Here is a 16862-nt window from a genome sequence, read left to right on the forward strand (position 1 = left end):
GTGCGCCTACCATGGGCGGATGACCGCGAGTGGCTACAACCGCCGGGAACGTCCCGCCAAGCCCGCGCTGAGCCGCGAAGGCATCATCGCGGCCGCTCTCGACGTCGTGCGCCGCGAAGGAGCCGAGCGCGTCACCATGCGGCGGCTCGCGAAGGAACTGGACACCGGCCCGGCCTCGCTCTACGTCTACGTCCGCGACACCGACGAACTCCACGCCGCGGTGCTTGACGAACTCCTCGGCGAGGTCCCGGCCGCCGGCGCCGCCGAGGGCGACTGGCGGAGTCGCTTGTGGACAGTCATGTCCACCTACCGCGACGTCCTCTACGCCCACCCCGGGCTCGCCCGCGTCGCGCTCGTGACGCCGTTGCACGGGCCGAACTACCTCGCCGTCGTCGACACCGTGCTCGGCCTGCTCGCCGAAGCCGGCGTGCCGTCCGGCCCGGCCGCGTGGACGGTCGACCTGCTGCTGCTCGTCGCCACCGCCAGCGCGGTCGAGCACAGCACCCGCAAGGACCGCCCGGACTCGGAACGCAAGCACGACGCGCTCGCCGAAACCGTCCGCGGCCTTTCCCCCGAAACGCATCCGCACATCGCCGCGGCGAGCGAAAACCTGTTCTCCGGCAATGCCGAAACGCGGTCTCGGTGGGCGATCGACGCCCTTCTCAACGGCGCGCGCACGACCCAGCTGCCCGGCTGAGGTGGTTCAGACCACCAGCGGCACCAGGGTTTCCGCGCGTCCATCATGGACCAGTACGCCGGAATAGCGGCGATTACGGGCGCAATGTCCGCTTGATCGATCCGCTCCAATTCGGCAGTTGATGCGCTCCCTCCTTTCGTAGGTTCCCGGAAAATTTCCGCCGATCTACCTTTGCTCTGGCCGGATCCGCCTCCCCCACCCTTTCCGATTTCTTTTTCTGCAGGTCCAAAGGAGCACCAGGATGCAGATCAGAAAAACGTCCGCACTCGTTTCCCTGCTCGCCGCGGCCGGCCTCGCCGCGGCGATGGGCGCGACCCCGGCCTCCGCGGCCGCCGCCCAGCATCACCCGCAGCACCTCAAGCACGGCCTCGGACTGAACATCGCCGGACTGAAGGCCGAGCAGGCCAAAAAACACGCCCGCGCGAACTCCGCGCTCCCCGTGCATCCGCGCGCCACGGCCGAACTGCCCTCCAGCGGCGACCTCACCCAGTACGCCAACGCGCCCGGCGACCAGGGCCAGGTCGGTTCGTGCGTCACCTGGGCCACCGGCTACACCGGCTACGGCGTGCTGATGAACGAACAGGGCATCAGCGGCGGCCCGATGGCCCCGATGTTCATTTACTCCCAGATCGCCAAGGGCAACGACCAGGGCACCTGGGCGAGCGTCGCGCTTCCGATGGAACAGAAGCAGGGCATCGACACGAAATCCGACTACTGGCAGGGCGATTTCGACTACACCACCCAGCCCGACCAGAACGAACGGGCGAATGCGGCGCACTACAAGCTTTCCGGCTACACGCAATTGTCGACGAGCGGCGACGCGGCCCGTTCCGACATCGAGAACGCCATTTCCCAGGGCGAGCCGGTGGCGATCGGGTTCACCGTGCACCAGAGCTTCATGAACCTGGACTCGTCCACCGCGAGCGATTACTCGTACCTGCCCGGCGATTCGAACAGCGACCCGGTCGTCGGCGGGCACGAGGTGACCATCGTGGCCTACAACGAGCAGGGCGTGAAGATCGAGAACAGCTGGGGATCCGGCTGGGGCGACGGCGGTTTCGTGACGGTGCCGTGGTCGTTCTTCAGCACCGGCGACGTCGACGAGGTCAACGCGATGGGCAAGCTCGTCCAGAGCTGACGCCTAGGCGATGAAAAGGCAAAGGGCTCCTCGCGGGAATTCCCGCGAGGAGCCCTTCGTCCGCTCAGCGGATCAGGAAACTCAGACCAGGTCGTACCGGTCGTTGTTCATGACCTTGTGCCACGCGGCGACGAAGTCGCGGACGAACTTCTCCTTGGCGTCGTCGCTGCCGTAGACCTCGGCGAGCGCGCGCAGTTCGGAGTTCGAGCCGAACACCAGGTCGTTGCGGGTGCCGGTCCACTTGACCTCGCCGGTGGCGAGATCGCGGCCCTCGAAGGACTCCGCGTTCGGGCCCTCGCCGTCGGCGGGCTTCCATTCGGTGCCCATGTCGAGCAGGTTGACGAAGAAGTCGTTCGTCAGCGTGCCCGGCCGGTCGGTGAACACGCCCAGGGACGAGTTCTGGTAGTTCGCGCCCAGCACGCGCAGGCCGCCGACCAGCACGGTCATCTCCGGCGCGCTCAGGTTGAGCAGGTTCGCCTTGTCCACCAGCAGGTACTCCGACGGCAGCCGGTTGGCCTTGCCGCGGTAGTTGCGGAACCCGTCGGCCTTCGGCTCGAGCGGCGCGAACGACTCGACGTCGGTCTGCTCCTGCGAAGCGTCGGTGCGGCCCGGCGTGAACGGAACGGTGATGTCGACGCCGCCGTCCTTCGCCGCCTTCTCCACGCCCGCCGCGCCGGCCAGCACGATCAGGTCGGCGAGCGAGATCTTCTTGCCGCCGGTCTGCGCGCTGTTGAACGCTTCCTGGACGCCCTCGAGCGTGCGCAGCACCTGCGCCAGCTCGTCCGGCTCGTTGACCTCCCAGCCGCGCTGCGGCTCGAGGCGGATGCGGGCGCCGTTCGCGCCGCCGCGCTTGTCGCTGTGCCGGTAGGTCGAGGCCGACGCCCACGCGGTGGACACCAGCTGCGACACCGACAGGCCGGACTCGAGGATCTTCGCCTTGAGCGCCGCCACGTCCGCGTCGTCGACCAGCTCGTGGTCGACCGCCGGGACCGGGTCCTGCCAGATCAACTCTTCCTGCGGCACCAGCGGGCCGAGGTAGCGCTGGATCGGGCCCATGTCGCGGTGGGTCAGCTTGAACCAGGCGCGGGCGAAGGCGTCCGCGAACTGGTCCGGGTTCTCGTAGAACCGGCGCGAGATCGGCTCGTAGATCGGGTCGAAGCGCAGCGCCAGGTCGGTCGTCAGCATGCTCGGCGCCCGGTTGAGGTCACCGGTCTCCGGGTCCGGCACGGTGTTCGCCGCGGCGTTGTTCTTCGGCTTCCACTGGTGCGCGCCCGCCGGGCTCTTCGTCAGCTCCCACTCGTAGGTGAAGAGGTTGTGGAAGAACCAGTTGCTCCACTTGGTCGGGGTGGGGGTCCAGGTGACCTCCAGCCCGCTCGTGATCGCGTCCCGGCCCTTGCCGCTGCCGAAGCTGTTCTTCCAGCCGAGGCCCATCTGCTCGATCGGGGCGCCTTCCGGCTCCGCGCCCACGTGCACGTCCGCGTCGGCCGCGCCGTGCGTCTTGCCGAAGGTGTGGCCGCCCGCGATCAGCGCGACGGTCTCCTCGTCGTTCATCGCCATCCGGCCGAACGTCTCGCGGATGTCGCGCGCCGCGGCGATCGGGTCCGGGTTGCCGTTGGGGCCTTCCGGGTTCACGTAGATGAGGCCCATCTGGACCGCGGCCAGCGGGTTCTCCAGCTCGCGGTCGCCGGAGTAGCGCTCGTCGCCGAGCCAGGTGCGCTCCGGGCCCCAGTACACGTCCTCGTCCGGCTCCCACACGTCCGCGCGGCCGCCGGCGAAGCCGAAGGTCTTGAAGCCCATCGTCTCGAGCGCGCGGTTGCCGGCGAAGATCATCAGGTCGGCCCACGAGATCTTCTTGCCGTACTTCTTCTTGACCGGCCACAGCAGACGGCGAGCCTTGTCCAGGTTTCCGTTGTCCGGCCAGCTGTTCAGCGGCGCGAACCGCTGCTGCCCGGCGCCGGCCCCGCCGCGGCCGTCGTCGATCCGGTAGGTGCCCGCGCTGTGCCAGGCCATCCGGATGAACAGCGGGCCGTAGTTGCCGAAGTCGGCGGGCCACCACTCCTGGGAGTCGGTGAGCACCGCGTCGACGTCGCGGGCGAGGGCGTCGAGGTCGAGGCTCAAGAATTCCTTGGCGTAGTCGAAGCCGTCGTCCATCGGGTCCGCCACGGCGGGGTGCTTCCGGAGGATCTTCAGGTTGAGCTGGTTCGGCCACCAGTCGCGGCTGCTGCCGCCCTCGGTCGGGTGCGCGAAGCGGCCCGTGTGGACCGGGCACCCGCCAGCGGTCTCCTCATTCATCTCGCCGACTTCGGCGTTCGGGGTGTCAGACACGGGAATCCTTCCGGAACTCAGAATCAGTTTGCTGCCGTCGAACAGGCGGGGCATCGGCCCCAGTAGACGACCTCGGCCTCGTCGATGACGAAACCGTGTGCTTCGGAAGCGGTCAGGCAAGGCGCTTCCCCGACCGCGCAGTCGACGTCCTCGATGGCACCGCACGAGCGGCACACGACGTGGTGGTGGTTGTCCCCTACCCGGGCCTCGTACCGCGCGACCGAACCGGGCGGCTGGATGCGCCGCAGCAGCCCCGCTTCGGTGAGCGCGCGCAGCACGTCGTAAACGGCCTGGTGGGAAACCTCGCCGAGGTCCGCGCGCACCATGCCGATGACGGACTCGGTGTCCGCGTGCGCATGGGCGTGCACCGCGGAGAGCACGGCCAGCCGGGGGCGCGTGATCCGCAACTGCACTCCGCGCAGCATCTGCTCGAAGTCCGCGGTCGTCGGCATGCCCCGGAGTCTGCCCCATTTTCTGGAATGAATCAAGAATCTGTCACCCGGTCCGGGTGTCCTCCTCCTGGCGGTCGCTTGACAGCCTCGAAGGTCTACGGTGAGTAGGCCACAGAGACGTCCGACACATCCGAGGTGACGCCAGAAATGACCGAGGCCGTCGAATCGCCCAGTTCGCACCCGGTCGGGGTCGATATCACGCGAGCGAGCATTGCCCGGGTGTACGACGCCGCCCTGAACGGCACGAACAACTACGAGATCGACCGCAGGGTGCTCGACCAGGTGCGCACCGTGGCCCCGGAGGTCAACGACCTCGCCTGGGCCAACCGCAACTTCCTCATCCGCGCCTGCCGGTTCCTCGCCACCCAGGGCAGGGTCGCCCAGTACCTCGACTGCGGCTCCGGCCTGCCCACCGCGGAGAACACGCACCAGGTCGTGCAGCGGATCATCCCCGAGGCCCGCGTGCTGTACGTGGACAACGACCCGGTGGTCCTCGCGCACGGGCGCGCGCTGCTCGAGGAGAACGAGAACACCCGGTTCATGGAAGCGGACATCTTCAAGCCGCCGCAGATCCTCGAGAACGAGACCGCGCGCGAGTTCCTCGACTGGAGCAAGCCGATCGCGTTGCTGCACAACGGAACCCTGCACCACTACCTCGGCGACGACTACGAGGAGATGATGCGGGCCTACGTCGACGCGCTGCCGTCCGGGTCGTTCGTGGTGGTCGCGCACTTCCTCGACCCGCAGACGCCCGAGCACAGCGAGATCGCCCGGCGGATGGAAGAGAAGTTCACGCACAGCCCGATGGGCAGCGGCCTGTTCCGCACGTGGGACGAGATCAAGCGGATGTTCGGCGGAGCCGAACTGGTCGAGCCGGGCCTGGTGCTGTGCGAGGACTGGTGGCCGGACGGCCCGCGGTACCAGCCGCTGAACCAGGTCCAGGAGTGCATCGCCGGCGGGGTCGCCCGGAAGCCCTGACGCCCTTTCGTTTCGAGGCCTCCTCGCGGGATTCCCGCGGGGAGGCCTTTTCGCTCAGTCGAGGACGCGGTAGTCCAGATCGGACAACGGCGAATCCGGGTTGAGCTCGACGCCGACCGTGCGCAGCGTGTCGTCGAGGATCGACCAGACCCAGCGCGCGAGCAGCTGGCGCAGGTCGTCGCGGTCGATGCCGCGCGGGGTGTCGAGCCAGTGCGCGGTGCTGGACTCGACCAGCCCGACCAGTCCGTACGCGATGGTCTCGCCGACCCGCTGGTCCGCGCCGAACAGGCCGAGGTAGTACTCGAACAGCACGGTCAGCTGCCGGGCGATCGCGGTCTTCACGTCCGCGACGACGTCGCGCGGCCCGGTCACCGACTGCCGCATCAGATATTGGTAAAGCGCGCGGTGTTCGGAAAGCCATTCGATGTGCGCGCCGATCGTCGCGTGCACTATTTCGCGCGGAGTGCCGGAAACTCCCCACAGCGGAGCGAATTGCGCGCCGATCATTTCCGCCGCGCGCAACGCGATCGCGCGCTGCAGATCGGCGGTGTCGGCGAAATGCTTGTAAATGCGCGTGCGGGCCACCCCGGCCTCGTCGGCGATCTGCTCGGTGGACACCTCCGGCCCGTACCGGGCGATCGCCCGCATCCCGGCTTCCACGAACTCCCGGCGCCGGCGTTCGCGCTGCCCTGCCCACCGGGCGGCCCGCCCGTCGGGCGGAGTACCTGAGGACGTCATCCGCGCGAGTGTATCGCCGGGTCACCTATCGGATACGCCGCTGTACCTGTTACTTTGGGTATAGAGGGATGACTGTCCGTGGTCGGGGTTGCCTCGATATAGCAGTCGCGCGCACGGCGGCCGTTGCTTCGATGTGACTCAGAACACGGACCGGGAGTGCGTCATCGGCGCGAGGGGAGCGAGTCGCGTCGGTGAAGCGAGCGTCGCCCACAAGGGTGGCGTGCAGGGAGGAACACATGGACGGCGAACAGCACCGGCCCGAACTGTCCACCGGCCACCGGGTCATCTACCTGGTCGGCAAGCGCACCGGCAGGCGCCAGCTGTGCCGGCGCGGAGTGGTCACCGGAGCCCCGGTCACCGACGACGCCACCGCGGTCACCTGGGTCCCGGTCCAGGTCGACGGCCAGGCGAGAGACGCGGATCCGCAGTGGATCGCGGCCGACGCGATCATCGACGTGGTGAGTGCGTCGTGAGCGCCGAGCAGGCCGTGGCCACCCCGATTTTCGACGGCGTGGTCGCCGAGGCCGGGCTGGACTGGTCCGAAGAGGACGTTCCCGAGGGCGGGGCGGAGGAGAAGCCCGGCTCCTCGGGCAAGTAGCCACCGGGTTCAGCGGGCCGTGCGCCGGCCTCAGGCACGCGCGTACGCCCAATCGGGGTCACCTGTTTGCGCGTTCGATACTGCACTCGTCCGAGTGAATCGCATCGCGCCGGACGTCGGTGAAGGCTGCCCTTGTGCGGACGGCTCGCAGCACCGCGTCTGGTTCGCGCGGTGTCGCTTCCGCCTGCGCGAAATTGCCCCGGACCGCTTGTCGCCAGCCCTCCACCGAATACTCCGGATTCCGGCAAAGGATCAACGCCGGGCTTCCTCCAAATACCGCAGCACCGCGGCAACCCGCCGGTCCGCGCTGTCGTCCGGGGCCAAATCGAGTTTCGCGAAAATGCTGCGAATGTGTTTGTGCACCGCGCCGTCGGTCACCACGAGCCGTTCGGCGATCGCGCCATTTCCCCATCCTTCGGCCATCAGCGCCAGCACCTCCCGTTCGCGCGGGCTGAGCCGTTCCAGCCCGGAATCCGCGCGGGTTCGGGTCAGCAGCTGCGCCACCACTTCCGGATCGATCGCCGTCCCGCCGCCGGCCACCCGGTTGAGCGCCTCCATGAACTCCTCGACCCGGCCGACGCGTTCCTTCAGCAGGTACCCGAGCCGCGCGCTGCCGCTGCCCAGCAGGTCGGTCGCGAAGGCCTGCTCGACATACGCCGACAGCACCAGCACCGCCAGGCCCGGCCGCCGGCGACGGGCTTCGACCGCCGCGACGATGCCCTCGTCGGAGTGCGTCGGCGGCATCCGGACGTCCACGACCGCGGTGTCCGGCTCGTGTTCGTCCACCGCAGCAAGGAAATCGGCCGGGTTGCCGGCAGTCGCGACGACGTCCAGCCCCTCCGCGCGCAGCAGCAGCGCAAGACCCTCGCGCAGCAACGGGTCGTCCTCGGCGATCACAATCCGCATGGCAGGCTCACAGTCAAGGTAGTCGGTCCGCCGGTGGGACTCGCCAGCGCGAAGGCTCCGTCGAGCGCCTCGACCCGGCGGCGCATTCCGCCGAGTCCGGAGCCGCCGGTTTCCGCCGCGCCGCCGCGGCCGTTGTCGGTGATGCGGAGGTGGAGCACGTCGTTCTCCCGGCGCAACACCACCTCGACGCTGCTGGCCCCGCTGTGTTTGGCGACGTTCGTCAGCGCCTCGGCGACCACGAAATACACCGACGCCTCCACCGAAACGGCGTACCGGCCGGGCAGGTCGGCGTCGACCGTGCACGGCACCGGGCAGTCCGCGGCGAGCGCGGTCAACGCGTCGGCGAGGCTCCGGTCGGCCAGCACGGGCGGCAGGATGCTGCGCACCACCGCGCGCAATTCGGCGAGCGCGGTCTCGGTGGCTTCCTGCGCCCGGCCGAGTATTTCGTCCACGTCCGCCGAACCTCGGCCGGCTGCCCGGCGGGCCGCGCCGACCAGCACGTTCACCGCGACCAGCCGGTTTTGCGTGCCGTCGTGCAGCGCGCGCTCGATGCGGCGCAGTTCGGCGGAATGCGCGTCGAGCGCGGCGGCCCGGGTGGCGGCGAGGTGAGCGATCCGGAGGGTGACGTCGGCGTCCGAGCCCGCGGGCAGCAGCCGTCGGCCGGGCAACGCTTGCAGCCGCGCCATCGCGGGCAGCAGCGCGACCGAGACGAACGCCCACGCGACGCCGAGCAACGACACCGGAAGGGATTCCGCCAGGCTGTGCACTGGCCAGCCGAGCGACGCCGTCGCGTCGTCCGGCGGGAGCAAGTACCAGTAGAGCGGGAAAAGCCCGTCGCGCGCGGTGTTGAGCACGATCGTCAGTGCGAGGAAGCCGAGCAGGAAACCCGCCACTGAGTGCACCGCGACCCACAGCAGTTCGCGTTGCACCGTGCGGTCGCGCAAGGCCGCGCCGAGCCGTTCGGGACCCGGACCGGGACTGATCACGTCCGGCTTCATCGCGGTAAGCCGGATGCGCTCCCGGTCGGCGACCGCGTGCACGACCCGCAGCATCGGCCGCGCCAGCACCAGTCCGACGCCCACGAGGCTCAGCACCGCGACCGCGGCCACCCCCAGCAGCACCAGAAGCGCCAGCACGGAAGTGCCGATCCCGCCGACGAGGTGTTCCAGCGCGTCGAGGGCAGCCCGGACGCGCACGGTCCACGGACGCGGCCGGGGTTCGCCTGCGGTTGCCATCGCACCTCCTACGCCGCCGAACCCTAGCCCAGAAATGCACCCCGCCGGCGCTGCGGAGCAAAGGAGTACAGCCTGCTGTACCTCGATCCTCCCGCGCACGGGATCGTTCTGGCGAGCCCCGATTCGTAGCGTTCCCGGCATGACGAAATCACCTCCTCGGCCACTGCTCTGGGGCGTGCTGGTGCTCAGCGCCGCGGCCAACGCCGTCACCTCGGCCCTCGGCGTCAACTTCCTGCTGAGCACCGTTTTCGGCGTCGTCACCCTCGCCGCGGGAATCGCGCTCGTCGCGAACTACCGCACCCACCGCTAGAACGTCCACAAAGGACCGCCATGACCGCACTACGCGCTTTCGTCGCACGCCGTCCGATCGCGACCTTCTTCGCCCTCGCCATCACACTGAGCTGGCTCGCCTGGCTCCCATACGTACTCTCGGACAACGGCCTCGGCATCGTCCACTTCGGATTCCCGCCGGTCCTCGGCACGACGCAGATCCTGGGCATGCTCCCCGGTGCTTACCTCGGCCCGATCTTCTCCGCGTTCCTCGTCACCGCACTCGCCGAAGGCCGTCCCGGACTGCGCGCATGGGTCGGCCGGTTACTGCGGTGGCGAGTGAACTGGCGGTGGTACGCACTCGCCGTCTTCGCCGTACCCGTCGTGCTAACGCTCGCCAGCCTGCCGTTCGCGGGATCGTTCCGGATCCCCGCCGCGTCGCTGATCCTGGTGTGGGCCTTGGGTTTCGTGCTGCAGGTGCTCACCACCGGCCTCGCCGAAGAACCCGGCTGGCGCGATTTCGCCCTGCCGCATTTGCAGCCGAAGTACGGTCCGTTGCGCGGCACGCTGATCCTCGGCCCGCTGTGGGGCGTCTGGCATCTGCCGCTGTTCTTCACCGAATGGGGCCGCTGGCCGAACGTGCCGGTCTGGTCAGTGCTGGAGTTCGTCGCGACCGCCATCGCGATCAGCTTCGTGATGACCTGGGTGTTCAACCGCAGCGGCGAGAGCCTGCCGATCGCATTGCTGCTGCACGCCGGGATCAACAACTACCTGTCCGTCGCGTGGGCGGAACTCTTCCCCAGCGCGGATCCGAAACTCGCCGAGCACCTGCTGTTCGCCGCGTTCGCCGCCGCCGCGCTGATCGTGCTCGCCGCGACCAAGGGCCGTCTCGGCTATCCCCGTCCGGCGCGCGAATTCCAGGTGGTTCAGTAGTAAATCTGGCCGGGGACGCCGCCGCCGACCGCGATGGCGTCTCCGTTGATCGCGACGCTGCGCGGCGACGCCAGGAACGCCACCACGTCCGCCACCTCCGCCGCCGTCACCAGCCGCCCGATGCTCACCCCGGCGGTGAGGCCTTTTTCCAGCTCCGCCACGGAAATCCCCCGCGCCGCGGCGATGTCGGCGAACTTCTCCGGCGTCCGCTCGGTGACGGTGTAGCCCGGATGCACGACCGTCACGGTGATGCCCTGCGGCCCGAGTTCGTCGGCGAGATTCTTGGTCATCGCCGCGACCGCGACGTTGCGGATCGAGCCGAATGTCGAACCGGCCAGCCGCGCGTTGAGCCCGCTGACGTTCACGATCCGGCCCCAGCCGCGCTCGCGCATCCCCGGCGCGAGCGCGCGGGCGCACCGCAGGTAGCCGAGCACCTTGGTCTCGATCTCGAGGCGCAGGTCGTCGTCGCGCAGATCGTGCAGCGGCGTCCGGACCCCGCTCGACGCCGGTGCCGCGCAGTTGACCAGGACGTCCGCCGCCCCGAACTCCGCCTTGACCCGCTCCGCCATCGCCGCGACCGCAGCGTCGTCGGTGGTGTCCGCCGGCACCGCGACGACCTTCGTGCCGTGCCTGCCGACGCTCTCCACCGCAGCGGCGAGCGCCTGGCCGTCCCGGGCGACGAGCGCGAGGTCCGCCCCCTCCGCCGCGAGCACCTCGGCGACCGCCAGCCCGATCCCGCGGTTGGCCCCCGTGACGACCGCGCACTTGCCCTTCAACCCGAGATCCACGACTTCTCCCTCAACGACGACGGCGAGGCTTCCCCCGCCCGCCAGACTTGGGCACGTTCCGGCGCCGGTCCGGTTCGCGCTGCTTCTTCTTGGCCGGCGCCGCCTTGCCGGTCTTCGCCTGCGTTTCCTGCTGCCCGCGAGTGCTGTTCACCGTGCGCCCGCGGACGATCCCGATGAACTGCTCCACGAGATCGCTGGTCTCCCCCTCCGGCCACGACAACGCGACCCGCGACTGCGGCGCGTCGACCACCGGCCGATACGTGAGGTCCCGCCGATGATGCAACCGCGCGAGCGACTGCGGCACCATCAGCACGCCGACGCCCGCCGCCACCAGCTCAATCGCGTCGCCGGTCGTCTCCGGCCGCTCCAGCGCGGGCTTGCCGGGCAGCTGCTCCCAGCCGAGCGAATCGTCGAGCGGATGCAGCACAAGCTCGTCCGCGAGGTCCGCAATGGACACCTCGTCGGCCGCCGAGACCAGGTGCTCCTTGGGCACGACGACCACCGTGGCCTCGGTGTAGAGGGGGATCGCGTGCAGCCCTTCGCGGTCGTCGGACAGCCGCAGCAACGCCGCGTCCACCCCACCCTCGCGCACGACGCCGGCGGCCTCGGCGGCAGTGACCGCGACCAGCTCAAGCGGCACTTCGGGATTGCGTTCGCCCCAGATCCGGACCCACTTCGCGGGGGTCGCACCCGGAACGTAGGCGAGCCGGAACGCCGAGGCCTGGTCGGCTCCTGTCACGTGGCAAGGCTACCGGCGAGGATGGCCGGTTAGGCTGGTGGGCATGACGGCGCAGAAGACCCCCCAGACCATGAAGCCGGCGACGGCAGCGAAGAAGCTGGGCGTCTACCTCGAAGCGACCCCCGCAGAATTCCGCGCGGGCGCCGTCTCGCGCGACGAGCTGAACGCCCTGCAGAACGACCCCCCGGAATGGCTGCGCGACCTCCGCCGCAACGGCCCGCACCCGCGCCCGGTGGTAGCAGCGAAACTGGGAGTCTCCATCGGCGGCCTGGCCCGAGGCGGCATCACCGAAGCCCTGACGACGGAACAGATCGAGGCCCTCAAGACCGAAAACCCGACCTGGCTGCAACGCGAACGCGAAACCCAGGCCGAGGTACGCCGCGAAGCCGCGAGGCTGAACGCGGAGAAGGACGAGTAGGTCCGTCCACTTCGGATCTGGTTTGTGGTCCGTCGGGGGAGCCTTCACGGACTCTGATTCCCCCAGGGTTCCCGCCGCAAGCTGCGAGGGGACCCTTCACCACATTCGGCACGCGACCCACGTCCCCGTGAGAGCCACCTCCACAGACCTTGATCCCCCCAGGATTCCCCTCACGGCCCAGCCGCAGACCGTGAGGAACCCCTTGACGGGCTTGGATTCCCTCACGGGAACCTTCACAACCTCCCTCCGCCGGGAATACGCCCCAACGCCGCTGAGGTACGTCCCACGCACCTCAGCGCACACTGGCCCGCTCTCCCCAACGCACCAACCCACCCAAGCCGCGCCCCCAACCGCAGCCGCTGCACCCAAACATCGAGGCACCCAGCCCCTCCCCCAACCCCGATACGAAGCCTCCCTGCGGGCGGTGGGTGCTTGTCAAGGCATCTTTCCCGCCTTGACAAGCACCCACCGCCCGTCAGCACAATGAAAATTCGGGGTGCCCCACGCAACCCATCAAAAAGCAATGTCGCCCGCCAGGGCGACGAGCCGAACCCTCACAACCACCCCCGCTCCTCAGCAACCCGAACCGCCCCCATCCGATTCCTCGCTCCGGTCTTCGCAATAGCCCCGGACAAATAATTCCGAACCGTCCCCTCCGACAAATACAAACTCCCCGCGATCTCCGCCACCGACCCCCCACCCCGAGCAGCGATCAACACATCCCTCTCCCGAGCAGTCAACGGCGATTCCCCCGCGGCCAACGTCGCCACCGCCAATGCCGGATCCACCACCCGCTCCCCCGCCATCACCCGCCGAATAGCGTCCCCCAACGCCTCCGCCGGCGCATCCTTGACCACAAACCCCACAGCCCCAGCCTCCATCGCCCGCCGCAAATACCCAGCCCGCCCGAACGTCGTCAAAACCACCACCCGGCACTCAGGCACCTGCTCAGCCAATACCGCCGCCGCGGTCAACCCGTCCAACCCCGGCATCTCGATGTCCAGCAACGCGACATCCGGCCGATGCGCGAGCGCGGCCCCCACCACCTCATCCCCCCGCCCCACCTGCGCGACCACCTCGAAATCGTCCTCGAGACCCAGCAAGGTCGCCAGCGCCTGCCGCACCAGCGCCTGATCGTCCGCGAGCAGCAACCGCACAGTCATTCCATCGTCACCCGCAACCGCCACCCGCGAGGCCGGACCGGCCCCGCCTCCATCCGACCGCCAGCCGCGGAAACCCGATCCCGCAATCCCGACAATCCATTCCCGGGATCCGCGGCAGAACCGATCCCGTCGTCCCGGATTTCCACGGAAGAACCGGAAACAATCACCGCACAAGCGCTCGCCCGGGAATGCCGGACCACGTTGGTCAACCCCTCCCGAACGACCCACCCGAACAACTCCTGATGCGGACCATCGACCGAAAGAGGAAAGTCCGCCCGGATCCCCGCCGCCCGCAGCAATTCCCGTCCCCGCGCGAGTTCCCCGGCCAGCGTCACCTCCCGATATCCGGAAACCGCCGCCCGGACATCCGCCAGCGCCTGCCGCGACAACTGCTCGACCTCGCCGATCTCCTCGGCCACCCGCTCATCCCCCTTGTCCGCGAGCCGGCGAGCGAGATTGCTCTTCACCGTGATCGCGGTAAGCGAATGCCCCAGAAGATCGTGCAAATCCCGCGAAATCCGCGACCGTTCCGCGTCCGCGGCCAATCGCTGCACCTCCGCCCGCGCCTGCACCAGCGCCCGGTTCGCCCGCAACGCCTCCGCGAACGCGACGACCACCAGCACGGTGAACACCAATGCCGCCGCCTGCGCCCAGCCCGGGTCCGTATGCCAGACCGCCCACGGCACCACCACGGTCGCCACCGCGGCGACTGGAACCAGGCCCGCACCCCAGCGCGGCAGCCGCGGCACCGCGAGCGAAACCACCACGGCCAGCAGGTAAAACGCGTTCGCGCGGGCGATCGGCAGCACGACGGCGAACAGCACCGGCAACACCCCGGTCAGGATCCAGAAAAGGCGGCTCCGAAACGAGTAAGCAGCGACGGCCGCCCCGATGTAGCACGCGCAGAACGCCAGCAGCGCCACCACCGCCAGCGGTCGGTCCGCCGTCTGGGCGAGGACGATCAGCGGATACACCAGGAGGCCGGCGTCCAGCACGAGCCGGCGCCAGCCCAGTACCCAGCGTTGCGCGTCGGAATCGGGGCCGCGGTCCACGTCCGGCACGCTACTCGGAGAACAGCGAACGCACGCGCCGTCCGTTGACCAGTACGACCACCGCCAGCAGCAGCACCCCGCAGACGCCCTGCTCAAGCCGAACCCACAGCGGCAGGAACCCCGGAATGGACACGATGACGACGATCGCGACCGTCATCACCGCCGAGACGATCCGCAGCCGCAGCAGCCCTCGTTTGGACCCGCGAGCCGCGCTTCGCGCGAACAGGAAGGTGAGCAACGCGCTGGCCGCCACGATCGTGGCGCGGACCCAGACGACGTCGGTAACCATCGACGGGTTGTCGCGGAAGAGGAAGATCGCGCCGAGGGTGAGCACGCTCAGCGCCAGGTAAGCCCCGGTGAGGACGAGGACCGTCCGTATCCGGGGTTGGTCGGAAACCGTTGCGGAGCGGGAGTTCATGACTGTCCTTTCCGGACCGCGGATCGGCCCGGAGGATCCGGAGCCGCTTGCCCGTCCCATGGTGCGCGGACGGGCAAGCGGGCCGTAGTGTCACCGCGCATCGGTGCGCGATGACATTTGTCAGAACCCGGTCATCCGCGCCGTCAGCGGGCAGCCGTGAGCTTCGGCCCGATCGCCGCGCCGACGATCACGAGCACCCCGCCGAGGAGGAGCAGATACGCGCCGAGGCCGATCTTCGACAGGTCCTCGGAGAACATCGCGACGATGCCCGAGGCGTGGAGAATCAGCATCACGGTGGCCCGGCCCGCGAAGACGGTGCGGTACCACCAGAAGTTCGGCGGAGTCAGCTCGCGGGTGCGGATCCCGCTCAGCCAGAACGCCGACTTCTTCGTGCGGAGCGCGCCGAGTACCCACGGGAGGCTGGAGCCCAGCGTCGCGGCGATCACGATGAAGGCGAGGAACCGCACGTACATCGCGGCGAAGCTGTCCATGCCGGACGTCATCTTGCCGAAGGCGTCGATGAAGGTGACCGAGGCGCTTTGGGAGCCCAGGGTGAACGTGACCCAGGGGATGAAGAGGGCGACGATCTCGAGGATGCAGCCGAGGACCACCGGGATGGCGCCGAGACCGGGTTTGGTGAGCGGCTGATTCGGGGCCGGATAGCCCTGTGCGGCGTAACCGGCGCCCGGCGGCTGCGGCTGGGCGGGATAGCCCGGCTGTTGTGCTGGATAACCCTGCTGGCCGGGGTAGGCCGCTTGGCCCGGGTACGGCTGACCCGGTTGCCCCGGGTACTGCCCCGGCTGCGCGGCCTGGCCCGGGTACGAGCCCGGCGCGGGCTGGCCCGGCTGGGGTTGGCCCGGGTACGAGCCCGGCTGGGGCTGGCCCGGTTGAGCCGGTCCCGGTTGCCCCGGGTACTGCCCGGCCTGGCCCGGGTACGCACCCGGCGCGGGCTGGCCGTACTGCGGAGACTGCCCAGGCTGCTGCGGATAGCCCGGCTGCTGGTGACCGGCTCCCGGAGGAGGCGCCTGCCATCCCGGCGGGACCGCACCCGGCTCCTGCGGCGTGCCCGGCTGTTCCTGTGGACCCCCTGAGGTACTCATGGCCGCCGATGGTAACGGCCGCACCGGCGCGGCGAACGGGGAAAGCCCGGCTCGGCCATGACGAGTCCGCACCTGGGGACCGATAGATCCCGCCACAACGAAGCCGCTGACCAGCGCGGAGACCGCCAAGCAGGGCCTGCGCTGCGCGTCCAGCCGCGCAGCGCAGACCGGTCTCACTCCGCCGAGGTCACCGGGCAGCGCGCAGGATCAGCTCCGCGACCGCGTCCGGCTGCGAAACCAGCACCGCGTGCGAAGCGTCCGGCACCTCGACGACCTCCGCGTCCGCGCGTTCCGCCATGAACCGCTGCGCCGCGGGCGGGATGTTCTTGTCCGCGGTCGGGATCAGGCTGTACACCGGCAGGTCCTTCCACGCCGGCGCGGGCGAGGCCTCGTCCAAGGCCGCGGCGGCGATCGGACGCTGGCCCGCCGCCATCAGACTGGCCTGCTCGGCCGGGACGTCCGCCGCGAACTGCTGGTGGAACAGGTCCTGCCGGACGTAGAGGTCGACGCCGTTCGCCAAAGCGACCTGCTCCAGCGTCTCCCCCAGAGTCCCGCCGGGGAACTTCCCAGCCAGCTCACCGGCGCTCTCGCCCTCGTCCGGGAGGAAACCGGCGATATAGACCAGCGCCCGCACCCCGGGGTGCCCCGCCGCCGCGGCGGAGATCACCGAGCCGCCGTAGGAGTGGCCGACCAGGACGATCGGGCCCTCGACGCTGTCCAGCAAAGACCGCACGTACGCGGCGTCCTCGGCGACTCCGCGCAGCGGGTTCGCCGCGGCGAGCACCCGGTGCCCCTCCGCTCGCAGCCGCTCGATCGTCCCGTTCCAGCTGGACGAATCCGCGAACGCGCCGTGCACCAGAACGACAGTGGCAGTCATGTGGTCCTCCTCAGGGAAAGTTCCGAACAGGACCCAC

20 protein-coding genes are annotated in these 16862 nt (G+C 69.4%); 8 read left to right on the top strand and 12 right to left on the bottom strand.

Annotated elements, in window-relative coordinates; all coding sequences use genetic code 11:
• The first annotated feature begins 19 nt into the window (after positions 1–19).
• Both F9C12_RS16635 and F9C12_RS16640 read left to right on the top strand, forming a co-directional pair.
• The gene (locus F9C12_RS16635; protein WP_409466492.1) at positions 20–697 is read left to right on the top strand and encodes a TetR/AcrR family transcriptional regulator; all 678 of its coding nucleotides are present in this window, start codon (positions 20–22) and stop codon (positions 695–697) included.
• A gap of 241 nt (positions 698–938) precedes the next feature.
• Positions 939–1835, top strand: coding sequence for a C1 family peptidase (locus F9C12_RS16640; protein WP_409182878.1), 897 nt, complete (start codon positions 939–941; stop codon positions 1833–1835).
• A gap of 81 nt (positions 1836–1916) precedes the next feature.
• On the opposite strand, the gene katG is transcribed toward F9C12_RS16640, so the two are convergent.
• Together katG and F9C12_RS16650 are read right to left on the bottom strand one after the other, a co-directional pair.
• Positions 1917–4160, bottom strand: a complete 2244-nt coding sequence (gene katG, locus F9C12_RS16645) for a catalase/peroxidase HPI (protein ID WP_409466493.1) — start codon at positions 4158–4160, stop codon at positions 1917–1919.
• A 23-nt stretch (positions 4161–4183) separates the two neighbouring features.
• Positions 4184–4612 carry a Fur family transcriptional regulator gene (locus tag F9C12_RS16650; RefSeq protein ID WP_409182880.1) on the bottom strand — a complete coding sequence of 143 codons (429 nt, stop codon included), beginning with the start codon at positions 4610–4612 and terminating at the stop codon, positions 4184–4186.
• Positions 4613–4759: 147 nt separating this feature from the next.
• On the opposite strand from F9C12_RS16650, the gene F9C12_RS16655 reads away from it, so the two are divergent.
• Positions 4760–5590, top strand: a complete 831-nt coding sequence (locus F9C12_RS16655) for an SAM-dependent methyltransferase (RefSeq protein ID WP_409466494.1) — start codon at positions 4760–4762, stop codon at positions 5588–5590.
• A gap of 54 nt (positions 5591–5644) precedes the next feature.
• On the opposite strand, the gene F9C12_RS16660 is transcribed toward F9C12_RS16655, so the two are convergent.
• The gene (locus F9C12_RS16660) at positions 5645–6328 is read right to left on the bottom strand and encodes a TetR/AcrR family transcriptional regulator (protein ID WP_409182882.1); all 684 of its coding nucleotides are present in this window, start codon (positions 6326–6328) and stop codon (positions 5645–5647) included.
• A 236-nt stretch (positions 6329–6564) separates the two neighbouring features.
• Between F9C12_RS16660 and F9C12_RS16665 the strand changes: the two genes are divergently transcribed.
• Both F9C12_RS16665 and F9C12_RS16670 read left to right on the top strand, forming a co-directional pair.
• Positions 6565–6801 carry a hypothetical protein gene (locus F9C12_RS16665; protein WP_409182883.1) on the top strand — a complete coding sequence of 79 codons (237 nt, stop codon included), beginning with the start codon at positions 6565–6567 and terminating at the stop codon, positions 6799–6801.
• A complete protein-coding gene (locus tag F9C12_RS16670; protein ID WP_409466495.1) occupies positions 6798–6926 on the top strand; it encodes a hypothetical protein in 129 nt (42 codons plus the stop codon). Before F9C12_RS16665 ends, F9C12_RS16670 begins: the two co-directional genes overlap by 4 nt.
• Positions 6927–7178: 252 nt before the next feature.
• Here the strand turns inward: F9C12_RS16670 and F9C12_RS16675 are convergent, their stop codons facing one another.
• Both F9C12_RS16675 and F9C12_RS16680 read right to left on the bottom strand, forming a co-directional pair.
• Positions 7179–7832, bottom strand: a complete 654-nt coding sequence (locus F9C12_RS16675) for a response regulator (RefSeq protein ID WP_409466496.1) — start codon at positions 7830–7832, stop codon at positions 7179–7181.
• The gene (locus tag F9C12_RS16680) at positions 7820–9067 is read right to left on the bottom strand and encodes a sensor histidine kinase (RefSeq protein WP_409466497.1); all 1248 of its coding nucleotides are present in this window, start codon (positions 9065–9067) and stop codon (positions 7820–7822) included. Before F9C12_RS16680 ends, F9C12_RS16675 begins: the two co-directional genes overlap by 13 nt.
• Positions 9068–9206: 139 nt before the next feature.
• Here F9C12_RS16680 and F9C12_RS16685 point away from each other — a divergent pair, with 139 nt between their 5' ends.
• Together F9C12_RS16685 and F9C12_RS16690 are read left to right on the top strand one after the other, a co-directional pair.
• Entirely contained in the window at positions 9207–9377 is a 171-nt protein-coding gene (locus F9C12_RS16685) for a hypothetical protein (protein ID WP_409466498.1), read from the top strand.
• A gap of 20 nt (positions 9378–9397) precedes the next feature.
• Positions 9398–10270, top strand: coding sequence for a CPBP family intramembrane glutamic endopeptidase (locus F9C12_RS16690; RefSeq protein ID WP_409466499.1), 873 nt, complete (start codon positions 9398–9400; stop codon positions 10268–10270).
• Here the strand turns inward: F9C12_RS16690 and F9C12_RS16695 are convergent.
• Complete coding sequence (locus tag F9C12_RS16695) at positions 10264–11058, bottom strand: SDR family NAD(P)-dependent oxidoreductase (RefSeq protein WP_409466500.1); 795 nt, start codon at positions 11056–11058, stop codon at positions 10264–10266. The genes F9C12_RS16690 and F9C12_RS16695 overlap by 7 nt on opposite strands.
• A 10-nt stretch (positions 11059–11068) precedes the next feature.
• The gene (locus tag F9C12_RS16700) at positions 11069–11797 is read right to left on the bottom strand and encodes a LysR family substrate-binding domain-containing protein (RefSeq protein WP_409466501.1); all 729 of its coding nucleotides are present in this window, start codon (positions 11795–11797) and stop codon (positions 11069–11071) included.
• 43 nt (positions 11798–11840) lie between these two features.
• Here F9C12_RS16700 and F9C12_RS16705 point away from each other — a divergent pair, with 43 nt between their 5' ends.
• Positions 11841–12215 (top strand): DUF5997 family protein, encoded by a 375-nt coding sequence (locus F9C12_RS16705; protein WP_409182891.1) that lies wholly within the window; start codon positions 11841–11843, stop codon positions 12213–12215.
• 554 nt (positions 12216–12769) lie between these two features.
• Here F9C12_RS16705 and F9C12_RS16710 read toward each other — a convergent pair.
• From F9C12_RS16710 to F9C12_RS16730, 5 genes are all read right to left on the bottom strand, one after another.
• Complete coding sequence (locus tag F9C12_RS16710; RefSeq protein ID WP_409182892.1) at positions 12770–13378, bottom strand: response regulator; 609 nt, start codon at positions 13376–13378, stop codon at positions 12770–12772.
• Positions 13375–14430: a sensor histidine kinase gene (locus F9C12_RS16715; RefSeq protein ID WP_409466502.1), complete on the bottom strand. Its 1056-nt coding sequence runs from the start codon at positions 14428–14430 to the stop codon at positions 13375–13377. The genes F9C12_RS16710 and F9C12_RS16715 overlap by 4 nt, the downstream gene beginning before the upstream one ends.
• 10 nt (positions 14431–14440) lie before the next feature.
• Positions 14441–14848 (bottom strand): hypothetical protein, encoded by a 408-nt coding sequence (locus F9C12_RS16720; RefSeq protein WP_409466503.1) that lies wholly within the window; start codon positions 14846–14848, stop codon positions 14441–14443.
• Between the two features lie 143 nt (positions 14849–14991).
• Positions 14992–15948 carry a hypothetical protein gene (locus F9C12_RS16725; protein WP_409466504.1) on the bottom strand — a complete coding sequence of 319 codons (957 nt, stop codon included), beginning with the start codon at positions 15946–15948 and terminating at the stop codon, positions 14992–14994.
• A gap of 187 nt (positions 15949–16135) precedes the next feature.
• Positions 16136–16825, bottom strand: a complete 690-nt coding sequence (locus F9C12_RS16730) for an alpha/beta fold hydrolase (RefSeq protein ID WP_409466505.1) — start codon at positions 16823–16825, stop codon at positions 16136–16138.
• Positions 16826–16862 lie beyond the last annotated feature (37 nt).

It is taken from the genome of Amycolatopsis sp. GA6-003 (assembly GCF_046267895.1).
Taxonomy (GTDB): domain Bacteria; phylum Actinomycetota; class Actinomycetes; order Mycobacteriales; family Pseudonocardiaceae; genus Amycolatopsis.

Excerpts from the sequence above, each read along its gene's own strand:
- F9C12_RS16665 (WP_409182883.1), top strand. The coding sequence starts at position 6,565 with ATGGACGGCGAACAGCACCGGCCCGAACTGTCCACCGGCCACCGGGTC.
- F9C12_RS16725 (WP_409466504.1), bottom strand. The coding sequence starts at position 15,948 with ATGAGTACCTCAGGGGGTCCACAGGAACAGCCGGGCACGCCGCAGGAG.
- F9C12_RS16710 (WP_409182892.1), bottom strand. The coding sequence starts at position 13,378 with ATGACTGTGCGGTTGCTGCTCGCGGACGATCAGGCGCTGGTGCGGCAG.
- F9C12_RS16660 (WP_409182882.1), bottom strand. The coding sequence starts at position 6,328 with ATGACGTCCTCAGGTACTCCGCCCGACGGGCGGGCCGCCCGGTGGGCA.
- F9C12_RS16680 (WP_409466497.1), bottom strand. The coding sequence starts at position 9,067 with ATGGCAACCGCAGGCGAACCCCGGCCGCGTCCGTGGACCGTGCGCGTC.
- F9C12_RS16655 (WP_409466494.1), top strand. The coding sequence starts at position 4,760 with ATGACCGAGGCCGTCGAATCGCCCAGTTCGCACCCGGTCGGGGTCGAT.
- F9C12_RS16685 (WP_409466498.1), top strand. The coding sequence starts at position 9,207 with ATGACGAAATCACCTCCTCGGCCACTGCTCTGGGGCGTGCTGGTGCTC.
- F9C12_RS16720 (WP_409466503.1), bottom strand. The coding sequence starts at position 14,848 with ATGAACTCCCGCTCCGCAACGGTTTCCGACCAACCCCGGATACGGACG.
- F9C12_RS16640 (WP_409182878.1), top strand. The coding sequence starts at position 939 with ATGCAGATCAGAAAAACGTCCGCACTCGTTTCCCTGCTCGCCGCGGCC.
- F9C12_RS16705 (WP_409182891.1), top strand. The coding sequence starts at position 11,841 with ATGACGGCGCAGAAGACCCCCCAGACCATGAAGCCGGCGACGGCAGCG.
- F9C12_RS16690 (WP_409466499.1), top strand. The coding sequence starts at position 9,398 with ATGACCGCACTACGCGCTTTCGTCGCACGCCGTCCGATCGCGACCTTC.
- F9C12_RS16635 (WP_409466492.1), top strand. The coding sequence starts at position 20 with ATGACCGCGAGTGGCTACAACCGCCGGGAACGTCCCGCCAAGCCCGCG.
- F9C12_RS16675 (WP_409466496.1), bottom strand. The coding sequence starts at position 7,832 with ATGCGGATTGTGATCGCCGAGGACGACCCGTTGCTGCGCGAGGGTCTT.
- F9C12_RS16730 (WP_409466505.1), bottom strand. The coding sequence starts at position 16,825 with ATGACTGCCACTGTCGTTCTGGTGCACGGCGCGTTCGCGGATTCGTCC.
- F9C12_RS16650 (WP_409182880.1), bottom strand. The coding sequence starts at position 4,612 with ATGCCGACGACCGCGGACTTCGAGCAGATGCTGCGCGGAGTGCAGTTG.